Annotated in this window: 10 protein-coding genes; 8 read left to right on the top strand and 2 right to left on the bottom strand. The window is 65.2% G+C overall.

Features of this window, described 5'->3' with window-relative positions:
• Positions 1–18: 18 nt before the first annotated feature.
• From glgB to CFP68_RS13360, 8 genes are all read left to right on the top strand, one after another.
• Complete coding sequence (gene glgB / locus CFP68_RS13325; RefSeq protein ID WP_099827434.1) at positions 19–2,283, top strand: 1,4-alpha-glucan branching protein GlgB; 2,265 nt, start codon at positions 19–21, stop codon at positions 2,281–2,283.
• Between the two features lie 70 nt (positions 2,284–2,353).
• A complete protein-coding gene (glgC, locus tag CFP68_RS13330) occupies positions 2,354–3,622 on the top strand; it encodes a glucose-1-phosphate adenylyltransferase (protein ID WP_099827435.1) in 1,269 nt (422 codons plus the stop codon).
• A complete protein-coding gene (glgA, locus tag CFP68_RS13335) occupies positions 3,619–5,058 on the top strand; it encodes a glycogen synthase GlgA (RefSeq protein WP_099827436.1) in 1,440 nt (479 codons plus the stop codon). The genes glgC and glgA overlap by 4 nt, the downstream gene beginning before the upstream one ends.
• Entirely contained in the window at positions 5,055–7,154 is a 2,100-nt protein-coding gene (gene glgX, locus CFP68_RS13340; protein WP_099827437.1) for a glycogen debranching protein GlgX, read from the top strand. Before glgA ends, glgX begins: the two co-directional genes overlap by 4 nt.
• Positions 7,151–9,025, top strand: a complete 1,875-nt coding sequence (gene malQ, locus CFP68_RS13345; protein ID WP_099827438.1) for a 4-alpha-glucanotransferase — start codon at positions 7,151–7,153, stop codon at positions 9,023–9,025. The genes glgX and malQ overlap by 4 nt, the downstream gene beginning before the upstream one ends.
• Positions 9,026–9,034: 9 nt before the next feature.
• Positions 9,035–10,666 (top strand): alpha-D-glucose phosphate-specific phosphoglucomutase, encoded by a 1,632-nt coding sequence (locus tag CFP68_RS13350; RefSeq protein ID WP_099827439.1) that lies wholly within the window; start codon positions 9,035–9,037, stop codon positions 10,664–10,666.
• A 22-nt stretch (positions 10,667–10,688) separates the two neighbouring features.
• Entirely contained in the window at positions 10,689–12,329 is a 1,641-nt protein-coding gene (locus CFP68_RS13355; protein WP_099827440.1) for an FMN-binding glutamate synthase family protein, read from the top strand.
• A gap of 10 nt (positions 12,330–12,339) precedes the next feature.
• Entirely contained in the window at positions 12,340–13,326 is a 987-nt protein-coding gene (locus CFP68_RS13360) for a quinone oxidoreductase family protein (protein WP_099827441.1), read from the top strand.
• A gap of 5 nt (positions 13,327–13,331) precedes the next feature.
• Here the strand turns inward: CFP68_RS13360 and CFP68_RS13365 are convergent, their stop codons facing one another.
• Together CFP68_RS13365 and CFP68_RS13370 are read right to left on the bottom strand one after the other, a co-directional pair.
• A complete protein-coding gene (locus CFP68_RS13365) occupies positions 13,332–14,315 on the bottom strand; it encodes a glucokinase (protein ID WP_099827442.1) in 984 nt (327 codons plus the stop codon).
• Between the two features lie 23 nt (positions 14,316–14,338).
• Positions 14,339–15,661, bottom strand: a complete 1,323-nt coding sequence (locus tag CFP68_RS13370) for a GH1 family beta-glucosidase (protein ID WP_099827443.1) — start codon at positions 15,659–15,661, stop codon at positions 14,339–14,341.
• Positions 15,662–15,664 lie beyond the last annotated feature (3 nt).

Genomic DNA, 15,664 nt, shown 5'->3' on the forward strand with positions numbered 1-15,664 from the left:
TGACCTAGGCTGAGCATCATGAAAACACCGAAACCCGCCGCTGGACGCCCCGCCAAGACACCTGCCAAGGCCGCTTCCCCCGCCAAGGGGGGCATCACCCCGCCGTCGGTGTCTGCCGAAACGGCGCGGGCGTTGCATGACGGGCGCCACGGTGATCCGTTCGCGGTGCTCGGCCCGCACATGGTGGGCCGGTCGCGTGTGGTGACGGCGGTGGATCACGGGGCTGATACCCTGACCGCGGTTGTGAACGGCCGGAAATATCCGCTGGCCCGTGTCCACGACGAATTGGCGGTCTTTTCCGGCAAGGTGGCGGGCAAGATGCCCTATGTGTTGCGCGGCACCGATGCCGAGGGGCGCACCTGGGAGATGCAGGACGCCTATCGCTTCGGCCCGGTGATCGGCGAGATGGACGAATACCTTCTGGGTGAGGGCACACACCAGCGGATCTGGCAGGTGCTTGGGGCCCATGTCATGACCCACGAAGGCGTCGACGGCACCCATTTCGCCGTCTGGGCCCCGAACGCCCAGCGGGTTTCGGTGGTCGGCGGTTTCAACAACTGGGACGGCCGCCGCCACCTGATGCGCAAGCGCGGCGGCACCGGCGTCTGGGAGATCTTCGTGCCCGGCGTGGCGGACAAGGAAGCCTATAAGTACGAGATCATCGGCCCGAACGGCGATCTGCAACCGCTGAAGGCAGATCCGGTCGGCTTCGGCTCGCAACATCCGCCCGAGAATGCGTCGCTGGTGCGCGACATCCGCGGCTTTGGCTGGCAGGATGACCAGTGGATGGCGAACCGGCAGGGTAACAACGCCCGCACGGCGCCGATTTCGGTCTACGAGGTGCACCTGGGATCGTGGCGCCGCATTGCGGATGAAGGCAACCGCCCGCTGTCCTATGTCGAGGCGGCCGAACAACTGGTCGATTACGTCGCCGACATGGGCTTCACCCATATCGAGTTGATGCCGATCTCGGAGTTTCCCTTTGACGGATCCTGGGGGTATCAGCCCGTCGGACTGTTCGCGCCCACCGTGCGCCACGGCCCGCCACACGAGTTCCGCAACCTGGTGGAAGCGGCGCACAACAAGGGGATGGGCGTCATCCTGGACTGGGTGCCGGGGCACTTCCCGTCCGACCCCCATGGTCTGGGCCTGTTCGACGGCACGCACCTTTATGAACACGCCGACCCGCGCGAGGGGTTTCATCAGGACTGGAACACCCTGATCTACAACTACGGGCGCACCGAGGTGAAGAATTACCTCGTCTCCAACGCCCTGTATTGGCTGGAAGAATACCACGTCGACGGCCTGCGCGTCGATGCGGTGGCGTCGATGCTCTATCGCGACTATTCCCGCAAGGATGGCGAATGGGTGCCCAACAAGGACGGCGGGCGCGAGAACTACGAGGCGATCGCGATGCTGCGCGACGCCAATACCATCGTTTACGGCGAGCACCCCGGCATCATGACCGTGGCCGAGGAAAGCACGTCCTTCCCCGGTGTCTCGGCGCCGGTGGACGCGGGCGGCCTGGGGTTCGGATACAAGTGGAACATGGGGTGGATGAACGACACCCTGCGGTACATGGGCGAAGACCCGATCAACCGGAAATACCATCACAACCAGATGACCTTCGGCATCCATTATGCGTTTTCCGAAAACTTCATCCTGCCGATCAGCCACGACGAAGTGGTGCACGGCAAGGGGTCGATGCTGGACCGGATGCCGGGCGACCGGTGGCAGAAGTTTGCCAACCTGCGCGCCTACTACGGGTTCATGTGGGGGCATCCGGGCAAGAAGCTGCTGTTCATGGGGCAGGAGTTCGCCCAGCCCGGCGAATGGAACCACGACAGCCAACTGACCTGGGGCGTGCTGGAGGATCCGGCGCACCGCGGCATCCAAAGCCTGGTGCGCGATCTGAACACGCTCTATCGCAGCTATCCCGCGCTGCACGTCAAGGATTGCGAAGAAGGCGGGTTCCAGTGGATCGACCATCAGGATGCGGCCCAGTCGGTGCTGTCATGGATCCGCCGGGGCGGCGACCATGACGCCGAGATCGCGGTGATCTGCAACTTCACCCCGGTCGAGAGGTCGGGATACCGGATCGGCCTGCCGTCGGCGGGGCGCTGGCGCGAGGTGTTGAACAGTGACGCCGAGATCTATGGCGGTGCCGGCAAGGGCAACATGGGCGCGATTCATGCCGACGATCAGCCCTGGCAGGGTCAGCCGGCCTCGGCAGAGATGCTGCTTCCGGCGCTTTCGGCGTTGATTTTCGTGAAGGACGACTGACGGTGCAGCGGGCCGAGACGGGTGGCAAAACACCCGCACGCCCGATCAACATGACCTTGGGAGGGACGAGATGCCGACACCGAACGCGAGATTATCCAGCCGCAGCATGGCGTTTGTTTTGGCCGGGGGACGGGGCAGCCGCCTGAAGGAACTGACGGACAACCGCGCCAAGCCCGCCGTCTATTTCGGCGGCAAGACGCGGATCGTCGATTTCGCCCTGTCCAACGCCCTGAACTCGGGCATCCGCAAGATGGCCATCGCGACCCAGTACAAGGCCCACTCCCTGATCCGCCATTGCCAGCGCGGCTGGTCATTCTTTCGGGCCGAACGGAACGAATTCCTCGATATCCTGCCCGCATCGCAACGGGTGTCGGAAAGCAAGTGGTATCTGGGCACCGCCGATGCCGTGACCCAGAACATCGACATCGTCGACAGCTATGGCATCGAATACGTGCTGATCCTCGCCGGTGATCACATCTACAAGATGGATTACGAGGTGATGCTGCAACAGCATGTCGATACCGACGCCGACGTGACCATCGGCTGCCTGACCGTGCCGCGCGCCGAGGCCAGCGCCTTCGGGGTCATGGACATCGACGCGAATGACCGGATCACGCATTTCCTGGAAAAGCCTGCCGATCCGCCGGGCACGCCCGACGATCCCGACGTGACGCTGGCCTCGATGGGGATCTATGTCTTCAAGTGGTCGTTCCTGCGCGATCTGCTGATGCGCGACGCCGAGAACAAGGAATCGTCCCACGATTTCGGCGCCGACATCATCCCCGGCATCGTGCAGAACGGCAAGGCGATGGCCCACCGGTTCGAGGAAAGCTGTGTGCGCCACGCGCCCGACGCGCCCGCCTACTGGCGTGACGTGGGCACCATCGATGCGTTCTGGAAGGCCAACATCGATCTGACCGGCCTAACACCCGAGCTCGATTTGTGGCACAAGGACTGGCCGATCTGGACCTATTCGGAATCCGTGCCGCCGGCCAAGTTTGTCCACAACGAAGCCGACCGGCGGGGTCTTGCGGTTTCATCGCTTGTGGCGGGCGGCTGCATCATCTCGGGCACCGAGATCCGCGATTCCCTGTTGTTCACCCAGGTCCACACCAACAGTTATGCGACGTTGGATCAGGCGGTCGTGCTGCCCTATGTCAACATCGGGCGCAACGCGCGGCTGAAGAAGGTCGTGATCGATCGGGGCGTGCAGATTCCGGAAGGCTTGCGCGTGGGATATGACGCCCAGGAGGATGCCGAGAGCGGGTTCCGCGTGTCGGCCGGCGGCGTCACCCTGATCACCCAGTCGATGCTGGACGCGAGGGCAGCCCGTTCATGATCCGCGTGCTGTCGGTCGCATCCGAATGTGCACCGCTGGTCAAGACCGGCGGCCTGGCCGACGTGGTCGGCGCCTTGCCCCATGCGCTTGAGGGGCAGGGGATCGAGATGCGCACGATGCTGCCCGGCTATCCGGCGGTCATGGCACGCATCGAAAAGGTCGCCGACATCCTGCACGAGGACGATCTGTTCGGGGGGCGGGTCGCTGTCATCCATGCCCGCGCCGGTGGTCTGGATCTGCTGGTGGTGCAGGCCGATCACCTGTTCGCCCGCGACGGCTCGATCTACCTGAATGCCGCCGGCGATGACTGGAGCGACAATGCCGAACGCTTTGCCGCGTTGTCGTGGATGGCCGCGCGGGTCGCCTGTGAAGGGGTGGGCGGCTGGCAGCCCGATATCCTGCATTGCCACGATTGGCAGGCGGGGCTCGTGCCTGTCTATCTGCGCCGGATGGACGGGCGGGCAAAGACGATCCTGACGATCCACAACATCGCGTTCCAGGGGCTGGCCCCTGCTGCAAAACTTGATCGGCTGCGGATCCCGGCCGAGGTGTTCACGCCGGAACGGGTGGAATACTGGGGCCGCATTTCACCGCTGAAAGCGGGGCTGACGATGTGCGACCGGCTGACCACGGTCAGCCCAACCTATGCGCTGGAGCTGATGACGCCCGAGTTCGGCATGGGACTGGACGGCGTGATGCGCGACCGTGCGGGCGTGCTGAGCGGTATCCTGAACGGCATCGACCTTGACGTCTGGAACCCGGCCGCGGATCCGCCCTTCCATCCCGCGATCACGCCGTATTCGGACCCGGCCGGCAAGGCCGCCAACAAGGCCGCGTTGCGCAGGGCCTGCGGCCTGCCGGAAACCGACGGGCCCCTGGCCTGTGTGGTGTCACGGCTGAGCGAACAGAAGGGGTTGGATCTGTTGATCGAGGCGCTGCCCGGCTATCTTGCGCAGGGCGGACAGCTGGCCCTGCTGGGCAGCGGCGATCGGGCGCTGCAACAGCAATTTCACGACCTGGCACAGCGCGAAGACGGCGTGTCCGTCACCATCGGTTATGACGAGGAGCTGTCGCACCGCTTCATGGCGGGCGCCGATGCGATCCTTGTGCCATCGCGGTTCGAACCCTGCGGGCTGACGCAGCTTTACGGTCTGCGCTATGGGACGATCCCGGTCGTGGCGCTGACCGGCGGGCTGGCCGACACCGTGATCACCGCCAATGATGCGGCGCTGAAGGCCGGGGTGGCCACGGGGCTGCAATTCGCCCCGGCGACGGCGGCGGCCCTGTCGGGCGCGCTGTCACGCCTGCTGATGCTGTATGGCAAGCCCGAGATCTGGCAGGCGCTGCAACGCAATGCCATGGCCCATCCGGTCGGCTGGCAAACCTCGGCGGCCGAATATGCCGCCCTCTACCGCGAGATGTTGACCGACGCATGAGCCACCCCTTCGTGATCAGCGCCGGACGCGCCGCCCCCCTCGGCGCGACCTTCGACGGCGACGGGGTGAACTTTGCCGTGTTTTCCGAACATGCCACGGGGATGCAGCTTTGCCTGTTTTCCGACGATGGCCGGCACGAGATCGACCGCTTGGACCTGCCCGAGCGGGACGGCGATGTCTGGCACGGCTATATTTCGGGCATGCGGCCGGGCCAGCAATACGGCCTGCGCGCCCATGGGCCGTATCGCCCCGAGGAAGGCCACCGGTTCAACCCCAACAAGCTGTTGATCGACCCCTATGCCAAGCGATTGACGGGCCACCCGCAATGGCACGATGCGCTGATGGGATATACCGTGGGCGCCCCCGATGCCGACCGCAGTTTCGACAAGCGTGACAGCGCGCCGTTCATGCCCCGTTCGGTGGTCGAGGATCCGGCGTTCTCGTGGGGGCGCGACCGGCGCCCGGCGACGCCGGTGGCCGAAACGGTGATCTATGAGGCGCATGTGAAGGGGCTGACCGCCCTGCATCCCGGCGTCGCGCACCCCGGAACCTTCATCGGCATGGCGTCCGATCCCATGCTGGATTACCTGACCGACCTCGGCATCACGGCGATCGAATTGCTGCCCGCCCAGGCGTTTCTTAACGACCGGTTCCTGGTGCAAAAGAAGCTGACGAATTACTGGGGGTATCAGACCCTCGGGTTCTTCGCGCCCGAACCGCGCTATCTTCACCGGGGCCAGATCGCCGAGTTTCAGCAGATGGTCGCGCGGTTTCATTCGGCGGGCATCGAGGTGATCCTGGATGTGGTCTATAACCACACCTGCGAGGGCAACGAGATGGGGCCGACCCTGGCGTTTCGCGGGTTGGACAACGTCAGCTATTACCGTCTAACCGACGATCGGCGGCTCTACGTCAATGACACCGGCACCGGCAACACGCTGAACGTCGATCATCCCATGGTGCTGCGCATGGTGATGGATTCGCTGCGCTATTGGGTCGAGGTGATGCACGTCGACGGTTTCCGCTTCGATCTGTGCACGACGCTGGGGCGCACCGACACCGGGTTCGACCGGGGGGCGGCGTTCTTCGACGCGATCCGCCAGGACCCGGTGCTGACCCAGACGAAACTGATCGCCGAACCCTGGGACATCGGTCCGGGCGGATATCAGCTGGGCGCGTTTCCGCCACCGTTCATGGAGTGGAACGACAAGTATCGCGATACCCTGCGCCGGTTCTGGCGTCACGATCCGGGCATGGCGCCCGGCCTGGCCGACCGGCTGACCGGATCGGCGTTGCAGTTCGACCACTCGGGCCGGCCGGCCACCGCGTCGGTCAACATGCTGACCGCCCACGACGGTTTCACGCTGCACGACGTGGTGTCCTACAACGATAAGCACAACATCGCGAATGGCGAAGACGGCAACGATGGTCATGGCGAGAATTTCTCGGACAACATGGGCGTCGAGGGTCCGACGACGAAGCAGGCCATCGTTGCCGCCCGCGCCCGGCGAAAACGCAACATGATGGCGTCGCTCTTGTTGTCGCAGGGCACGCCGATGCTGTTGGCCGGCGATGAAATGGGCAACAGCCAGAACGGCAACAACAACGCCTACAACCAGGACAACGCTACGTCCTGGATCGACTGGGACACATCGGACCCCGCGTTCCATGCCTTCACCCGCCGCCTGATCGCCTTTCGGCGCAAGCATCCGATCCTGCGCCAGAAGCTGTTCCTGCACGCGCAGGAGCGTGCCCTTGATGGCAAGGCAGACGTGTTCTGGCGCCGACCCGACGGCCAGACCATGAGCGATGCGGACTGGGAAGACCCGGCGCTGAACTGCATCTGCTGCGAATTGCGCATCGCGTCGGGCACGCCGCCCTATGGCGAGACGGGCTCGGCGATCTTCGCGGTGTTCAATGCGGGAAAGCCGCGCGACGTGGTGCTGCCCGAGCCGCCCGAGGGGCAGGTTTGGATTCAAGGCATCGACACGGCGCAACCGGACGTTACCTATCGACGGCTGTCACGCACGCTGAACATGCCCGGCGATTGTGTTGCGGCGCTTGTGCTGGAACCGTCCGAGGAGAGAAGGAAATGACCGACGCGCTGAACCGGCTGGCCGATGCGATGGGCATCCTGCCGTCCTATGTCGATCAGACCGGAAAACACCACCCGACAAGCCACGAGACCCGCGCCTGCCTGTTGTCGGCCATGGGGTTCGATGTCTCGACGGCCGAGGCGATGCACCGGGCGCTGGACGATCTGGCCGAGCGGGCCAATCGGCGCATCCTGCCCGACTGGATCGTCGTCGACGAAGGCACGGCGCCGCCCGACGTGCCCGGCGCATGGACGCTCACCCGCGAGGATGGCGTGGTGGAAACCGGCCAGATCGCCCTGCCGGTGTTGCCGGTGGGGATTCACCGTCTGGACCTGGACGGTGACGTGGCGTGGTTGCTGGTCGCGCCCGCCCGCCTGCCCGAACCGCCGCGCACATGGGGTGTGACCCTGCCGGTCTATGGGTTGAAGACGGCCGAACAGGGGGGCATCGGCACCTATCGCGATCTTGCCGTCGCGATGGAAACACTGGGCGAGACAGGCGCGGGGTTTGCCGGGATCAATCCGGTGCACGCCGGCTTCCCCGAGGACGCCCGCGCCTTCAGCCCCTATGCGCCGTCCAGCCGGCGGCGCTTTTCCACGCTGCACATCGACGTCGGGGCGGACCCCGGCAGCCAGGGTGAGCTGATCGATTACGACCTGTCGATCCCGCGCCAGAACCAGGCCCTGCGCGCCGCCTTCGATGCGCGCACGCCGGATCCCGCGTTCGACGATTTCCTGATGCGCGAAGGCGACATCCTGCGCCGCTTTGCGTTGCATCAGGCGCTGTCGGCCCACCACGGCCCCTATTGGTCGCACTGGCCCGAAGACCTGCGCGATCCGTGGTCCGATGCCGTGCGCGCCTTTGCCGACGCCAATCCCGACGCGATCCTGTTTCATTGCTGGCTTCAGTATCTGGCGGAATCGCAACTGGGCCAGGTGACGCGCGCGTGCGACTCCATGGCGCTGGGACTTTATCTCGACCTGGCGGTCGGCACGCATCCCGAAGGGGCGGAAACCTGGGCCGACCCGGTGCTGTTCGCGCGCGGCGTATCGCTGGGCGCGCCGCCGGATGCCTTCACGAAGAACGGCCAACGCTGGAACCTGGCGCCGATGCACCCGATGCACATGGCGCGCACCGGCTTTCATGCGCTGGCCGAAATCCTGCGCGCGCAACTGAAATTCGCGCGCGTGCTGCGGATCGATCATATCCTGGGGTTCGATCGGGCGTTCTGGGTGCCCGACGATCCCGCAATCCCGGGCGCCTATGTCCGCATGCCCAAGGCGGCGATGCTGGCCATCGCGCGGATCGAGGCGACGCGCGCCGGGGCCGTCATCATCGGCGAGGATCTGGGGAACATTCCCGACGGTCTGCAATCGGATCTGGCGGCGTCCGGCATCCTGGGCTGTCGGGTCACGATGTTCGAACAGCGCTGGGATGCGGACACGCCGACGTTCCTGCCCGCCGCCGCCTACGAGACGCGGGCGCTGACCTCGTTCGCCACCCACGACCTGCCGACCTTCGCAGGCTGGCGCATCGGGCGCGACATCGACTGGCGCCAGATCACCGACGGTCTGGACGACGATGCCGCCGCCGAGGCCCGGCGCAACCGTGCCGCCGACGTCGCCGCGCTGGACCGGGCGATGGGCGGTGACGGCACCGACGCGCTGAACGCCTTTCTCGCGGCCACGCCATCGCGCCTTGTGGCCGTGCAGGCCGAGGATATGCTGGGCCATGTCGAACAGCCGAATTTGCCCGGCACCGTCTATGATCACCCCAACTGGCGCCGCCGCCTGGGGCCAAGGGTCGCCGATCTGGCCCGCGCCCCCGGCGTCCAGGCCGCAGCGACCACGATGAAAACCGCAGGAAGATAGGATAACGCCATGAAACCCATGACAATTCCGACGAAGCCCATTGACGGGCAAAAGCCCGGAACCAGCGGTCTGCGCAAGAAGACCAAGGTGTTCATGGGCGAACATTACCTTGAGAACTTCATCGAATCGATCTGGACCGCCATCGGCGGTGTCGAGGGCAAGACCCTGGTTCTGGGCGGCGACGGGCGGTATTTCAACGATCGTGCGGCGCAGGTCATCCTGCGCATGGCGGCGGCCAGCGGCGCGAAAAAGGTGATCGTGGGGCAGAACGCGCTGTTGTCCACGCCGGCGGCGTCGAACCTGATCCGCCAGAAGAAGACCGACGGCGGCATCATCATGTCCGCGTCCCACAACCCCGGCGGCCCGGACGAGGATTTCGGCGTCAAGTTCAACATGCCCAACGGCGGCCCGGCCCCCGAGGACGTGACCGACCGCATGGTCAAGGCGACCCAGTCGATCAAGGAATACAAGATCGTCGAATCCCAGGATATCGACCTGTCCAAGCGCGGCGCCACCAAGCTGGGCAACATGGAAATCGACGTGGTCGATCCGGTCAAGGATTACGCCGACCTGATGGAACGCCTGTTCGACTTCAAGGCGATCAAGGCGATGATCGCCGATGGCTTCACCCTGCGTTTCGATGCGATGCACGCGGTCACCGGCCCCTATGCCAAGGCGATTCTGGGCACGCGGCTGGGCGCCCCGGAAGGGTCGGTGGTCAACGCCGAACCGAAACCCGATTTCGGCGGTGGCCATCCCGACCCGAACCCGATCTGGGCCAAGGATCTGATGGATCTGATGATGGGCGATGACGCGCCCGATTTCGGCGCCGCGTCCGACGGCGACGGCGATCGCAACATGATCGTCGGCAAGGGCTGCTATGTCGGCCCCTCCGACAGCCTGGCGGTGCTGGCGGCCAATGCCCATCACGCGCCGGGATACGCTGACGGGCTGAAGGGCGTCGCGCGTTCGATGCCGACGTCGCGCGCGCTGGACCGTGTGGCCCGGGCGCGCGGGCTTGATTGCTATGAAACGCCGACGGGATGGAAGTTTTTCGGCAACCTGCTGGACGATGGCCGGATCACCCTGTGTGGCGAGGAATCCGCCGGCACCGGCAGCGACCATGTCCGCGAGAAGGACGGTCTGTGGGCGGTTCTGTTGTGGCTGAACATCCTGGCGAAAACCGGAAAATCGGTGCAGGAGGTCATGAACGACCATTGGGCCGAGTTCGGGCGCAACTTCTATTCGCGCCATGACTATGAAGCGGTGGATGCCGACACGGCAAGGAAGATGATGGACGACCTCGGGGCGCGGCTTGACAAGCTGCCGGGCGAGGCGATCCATGGCCGCACCATCGCCAGCGCCGACGATTTCGCCTATGACGATCCGGTGGATGGCAGCCGCGCCAGCGGGCAGGGGCTGCGTATCATGTTCGAGGATGGCGGGCGTATCGTTTACCGCCTGTCGGGCACCGGAACGGTCGGCGCCACCCTGCGCGTCTATCTCGAAGCGTTCAGCGACGAGCCGGCCACATTCGGCGAAGATCCGCAGGATGCGCTGGCCGACATGATCGCCATCGCCGATGAACTGGCCGGGATCGAGGAACGCACAGGGCGCGATGCGCCGGATGTGCGCACATGACGGGCGGCCGGGACGACATGGCATGAGCGGGCTGGACAACCTCAACCGGTTCTGGGCCTTCGGATCGGTCGGCTTTCTGACGCTGGTTTCGCTTGCGTTCCTGGCCCTGACCGGATGGGCCTGGATCGCGGTCGTGATCTTCGGCGCGCTCACGGTGGTCGGGATCTATGACGTCACCCAGAAATCCCATGCGATCCTGCGCAATTACCCCGTGCTGGGGCACATGCGGTTCATCTTTGAGGGGATCCGCCCGGAAATCCGCCAATACCTGATCGAAGGCGACCAGGAAGAAGAGCCGTTCAGCCGCGAAGACCGCACCATCGTGTATCAGCGGGCGAAAAACCAGGAAGCGGCCCGCCCCTTCGGCACCAAGCACAACGTCTATGGCGCGCGCTACATGTGGCTGACCCATTCGATCAACCCGGTGGATCCCAAGACCCGGCGTTACCGCGTCAAGGTCGGCGGGCCGGATTGCACGAAACCCTATGATATATCGCTCTATAACATCTCGGCCATGTCGTTCGGGTCACTGTCGGGTAATGCGATCCGGGCGCTGAACCGGGGCGCGAAGATGGCGGGATTCGCCCATGATACCGGCGAGGGGTCGATTTCGGTGCATCACCGCGAGGAAGGCGGCGATCTGATCTGGGAGATCGGCTCGGGCTATTTCGGCTGTCGCCACGAGGACGGCACGTTCAACCCCGAGATGTTCGCCGAGCGCGCAGCCTCGGACCAGGTCAAGATGATCGAGATCAAGCTGAGCCAGGGGGCAAAGCCCGGCCATGGCGGCGTCCTGCCCGCGGCCAAGATCACCCGGGAGATTGCCGAGGCGCGCGGCATCCCCATGGGCCAGGATTGCGTGTCGCCGGCGGCACATTCCGCGTTTTCCACCCCGTTGGAGCTGTGCCATTTCATCGGCAGGTTGCGCGAGCTGTCGGGCGGCAAGCCCGTGGGCTTCAAGCTGTGCATCGGGCACCGGCGCGAATTCATGTGCATCGTCAAGGCGATGCTCGAAACCGGTATCGCGCCCGATTTCATCGTGGTCGATGGCAAGGAAGGCGGCACCGGGGCGGCGCCGCTGGAATTTGCCAACCATATCGGCATGCCGCTCGTCGAGGGTTTGAACTTTGTTCACAACACGCTGCGCGGGGCCGGGTTGCGCCATCACATCCGCATCGGGGCGGCAGGCAAGCTGATCCATGCATTCGACATCGCGCGGGCGTTTTCGCTGGGCGCCGACTGGGCCAATTCGGGCCGGGGGTTCATGTTCGCCATCGGATGCATCCAGGCCCAGGCCTGTCACACCAACAAATGCCCCACCGGCGTGGCCACCCAGGACCCGCTGCGCGCCCGCGCGCTGGTGGTCGAGGACAAGGCCGAACGGGTCGCCAATTTCCACCGCAACACGTTGAACGCGCTGTCCGACATCGCCGGTGCGGCGGGTCTGTCGGACCCGACCGCCTTTCTGCCCAACCATTTCCTGCAACGTGATTCCACCGGCACCATGGTGCCCGGCAACGAGGTGCATCCCTATCTGCCCATCGGCTTCCTTGTCGAGGGCGAGGAGGACGAGTTCGGCTATCTGGAACGCTGGAACCGGGCGAGATCCGACAGCTTCACACCCGTGGATCTGCCGGATGGCGACACGAAACACCTGATGTGAGGACGCACCGATGAAGACCACAGAAAGCCGCGCCGTGTTCGTCCGGGATTTCGGCGGGCCGGAGAACCTGTTGATCGAAACCCGGCCGGTGGGCGATCCCGGCCCCGGTGAAGTGCGCCTGCGCCACGCGGCCTGCGGGCTGAACTTCATCGACGTCTATCAGCGCACGGGCCTATACAAACTGCCGCTTCCCGCCACCCTGGGGCTTGAGGCCGCGGGCATTGTCGAGGCCGTGGGCGAAGGTGTGACGCACCTGCACGACGGGATGCGCGTCGCCTATGCCGCCGGTCCGCCGGGCGCCTATTGCGAGGCGCGGGTGATGCCCGCGGCCCAGGTCTGTCCGCTGCCCGAGGCGATTTCGTTCGACGAGGGCGCGGCGATGATGCTGAAAGGCATGACCGTGAACTACCTGTTCCGCCGCACGACTCCGTTACAGCCGGGCGACACCGTGCTGTTTCATGCCGCCGCCGGCGGTGTCGGCCTGATCGCCTGTCAGTGGGCAGCGAGCGAGGGGATCACCCTGATCGGCACCGCCGGATCCGACGAGAAATGCGCCCTGGCCCGCGATCACGGCGCCACCCATTGCATCAATTACCGCGATGCCGACTTCGTGGCCGAGGTAAAAGAGATCACCGGCGGCAAGGGCGTTGACGTGGTGATGGATTCCGTCGGCAAGGACACGTTCGACGGGTCGCTGGCGTGCCTGAAACCGCTGGGGATGATGATCACCTTCGGCAATGCGTCAGGCCCGGTGCCGCCGGTCGATCCCGCACGGCTGGCCGCCGGCGGCTCGCTGAAGCTGACCCGCCCGACGCTGTTCACCCACACCGCGGATCATGACGCCTGCCAGGCCATGGCGCGTGAAGTGTTCGACAAGGTGACATCGGGAGCGGTGAAGATCCGCATCGACCAGCGGTTTGCGCTGGACCGGGTGGCCGACGCCCACCGCGCCCTTGAGGCGCGCAAGACGACGGGCGCGACGATCCTGACGGTCTGATCCGCTCAGGTTCCGGTTTCGATCAACCCGGCCAGATGGCCGGCGCATCCGGTCAGGGCGGCGTAGTCGTCTTCGACGATGTGCACCGCGAATTGTTCCATGAAGGGGCCAAAGCGCCCCTTGTCGCGGAACGCCTGGGTAAATCCTAGGTCGGTCAGGTGGGGCGCGATGGCCCGCGTCACGCCGCCGATCAGATAGACGCCGCCGAACGGCAACATCTCCAGCGCCAGATCGCCGGCGACACAGCCCAGCATCCGCACGAAGACCGCAGCCGCCTCGCGGGCGCGCGGATCGTCGCCCGCCGCCAGCGCGTCGATGATCGCCGCCGGATCGCGCGATGCGTCGCCGCCGGCTTCGGCGTTCAGCCAGTCGTGGACATGGGTCAGCCCGCGGCCCGACAGCACCTCTTCGACGGCGGCGAAACCGTGGTGCTGTTCAAGGAAACGCGCCAGCCTGAAATCGGCTTCGGTGCGGACGGGCAGGGTGGCGTGGCCTGCTTCGGCGGGGGGCACATAGCGCCCGGTCCCGGTGTTATAGACGGGTGCGGCGTTGAACCCGGTGCCCACCCCGATCACCAGCTTGGCGGCATGGGGGCCACTGGCGGCGCCCGCGATCACCTGCCGCAGGTTGCCCGGCGCGATGTGGTCCAGCGCATGGCCTTGCGCCTGAAGATCGTTCAGGATCGACACGGTTTCGGCCTTGCTGGCGCGCGCCAGCGTCGTCTGGTCCATCTGCCAGTCGAGGTTGGTCATCGTCGCGCAGCCATCGCGCACCGGCCCCGCCACGGCGATGCAGGCGCCCTTGCAATCGGGGTTTCCGCGTGCGTCGAGATAGGCGCAGAGCACGGATTCCAGCCCCGGATGGTCGGCATTGCGGAACCGTTTGATGCTGTCGGTGTCCACTTTGCGTCCCCGCGCCATCGCGACGCGGGTGTTGGTGCCGCCGATATCGGCGACCAGGGACAGGGGTTCGGCGGGAGTGTCGGACATTCTCTGACCTCTGGGGTGAACGCTCAGCGGGCCAGAGCGGCCTTCATTGCGTGATAGGATGCTTTTGGTGTGCGCTGCAAGCTGTCGAAATCCACATGGACCAGTCCGAACCGCTGATCATAGCCGCGCGACCATTCGTAATTGTCCATCAGCGACCAGGTGAAATATCCCTTGACCGGAATGCCTTCGTCCACGGCCTGTTTCACCTTGGCGATATGGGCGTTCAGATAATCGATGCGCCCCTGGTCGTTCACCGCCCCGTTCACCAGGCGGTCGGGGTTCGCCATGCCGTTTTCGGTCACATACAGCGGCAGACCGCGGGTATAGCCGTCGTGGGTGCGTTTCAGGAAGGAATACAGCCCGTCGGGAAAGATCTCCCAATCCATCGAGGTCTTGGGCAGCGGGCCTTCGACCTCGTGATGGCCGGGCCACGGGCCGTTGTCGGGCGCGATGATCTTGCGGGTGTAGTAATTCAGGCCCAGCCAATCGACAGGCTTGCCGATGATATCGAAGTCCTTCTCATAGCCCTTGGGCATATGGGGGCCGAGCCCCTCCATCACGTCCGCCGGATAGCTGCGGTTGAACAGGCCGGACAAAAAGAAGCGGTTATAATAGCCGTCATAAAGGGTCGCGGCCTTCTGCGCCTCGGGGCTGGCGTCGGCGGGGGTGGCGTATTCGAAATTGCACACCGCGCCAAGGTTCTTCATCCCCAGACCGCGCATCACCTCAAGCGACCGGCCATGACCCAGCATCACGTGGTGCATGGCGTGGGCGGTGGCGCGGATGTCGCGCAGGCCCGGCGCGTGGACGCCCAGGAAATGGCTCAGCCAGCCAACGCACCAGGGTTCGTTGATCGGCGCCGCCGACCAGACCCGATCGCCGATCCGACCCATCATCACCTCGGTGAAATCGGCGAACCAGTTTGCGATCTCGCGGTTGCGCCAGCCGCCCATGTCGGCCAGCGGCACCGGCAGTTCCCAGTGATACAGTGTTGCGGCGGGTTTCAGACCGCGTTCCAGCATCCCGTCCACCAGCCGGTCATAGAAATCCAGCCCCTCTGCGTTCACCGGCCCGCGTCCTTCGGGCATGACCCGTGCCCAGCTGGTCGAAAAGCGATAGACGTCGAAATTTGCGTCGCGCATCAGATCCAGGTCTTCGGGCCAGCGGTTGTAATGATCGCAAGCCCGCGCGCCATCGTCGCCGTTGCGCACATTGCCGGGGGTGGCGGCGAAGGTGTCCCATTCGGTCAGACCGGCGCCGCCCTGGGCGTGGCCTTCGATCTGATACGACGAGGTCGCCGCACCCCACAGAAAGTCGGCGGGAAAATCCTTGCGGGTCAGCTTCATGGT

Source organism: Oceaniglobus indicus, from assembly GCF_002751875.1.
GTDB lineage: Bacteria > Pseudomonadota > Alphaproteobacteria > Rhodobacterales > Rhodobacteraceae > Oceaniglobus > Oceaniglobus indicus.

What these genes read in the sequence shown, in the direction of transcription:
- glgB (WP_099827434.1), top strand. Translation starts at nt 19, where the DNA reads ATGAAAACACCGAAACCCGCCGCTGGACGCCCCGCCAAGACACCTGCC.
- glgC (WP_099827435.1), top strand. Translation starts at nt 2,354, where the DNA reads ATGCCGACACCGAACGCGAGATTATCCAGCCGCAGCATGGCGTTTGTT.
- glgA (WP_099827436.1), top strand. Translation starts at nt 3,619, where the DNA reads ATGATCCGCGTGCTGTCGGTCGCATCCGAATGTGCACCGCTGGTCAAG.
- glgX (WP_099827437.1), top strand. Translation starts at nt 5,055, where the DNA reads ATGAGCCACCCCTTCGTGATCAGCGCCGGACGCGCCGCCCCCCTCGGC.
- malQ (WP_099827438.1), top strand. Translation starts at nt 7,151, where the DNA reads ATGACCGACGCGCTGAACCGGCTGGCCGATGCGATGGGCATCCTGCCG.
- CFP68_RS13350 (WP_099827439.1), top strand. Translation starts at nt 9,035, where the DNA reads ATGAAACCCATGACAATTCCGACGAAGCCCATTGACGGGCAAAAGCCC.
- CFP68_RS13355 (WP_099827440.1), top strand. Translation starts at nt 10,689, where the DNA reads ATGAGCGGGCTGGACAACCTCAACCGGTTCTGGGCCTTCGGATCGGTC.
- CFP68_RS13360 (WP_099827441.1), top strand. Translation starts at nt 12,340, where the DNA reads ATGAAGACCACAGAAAGCCGCGCCGTGTTCGTCCGGGATTTCGGCGGG.
- CFP68_RS13365 (WP_099827442.1), bottom strand. Translation starts at nt 14,315, where the DNA reads ATGTCCGACACTCCCGCCGAACCCCTGTCCCTGGTCGCCGATATCGGC.
- CFP68_RS13370 (WP_099827443.1), bottom strand. Translation starts at nt 15,661, where the DNA reads ATGAAGCTGACCCGCAAGGATTTTCCCGCCGACTTTCTGTGGGGTGCG.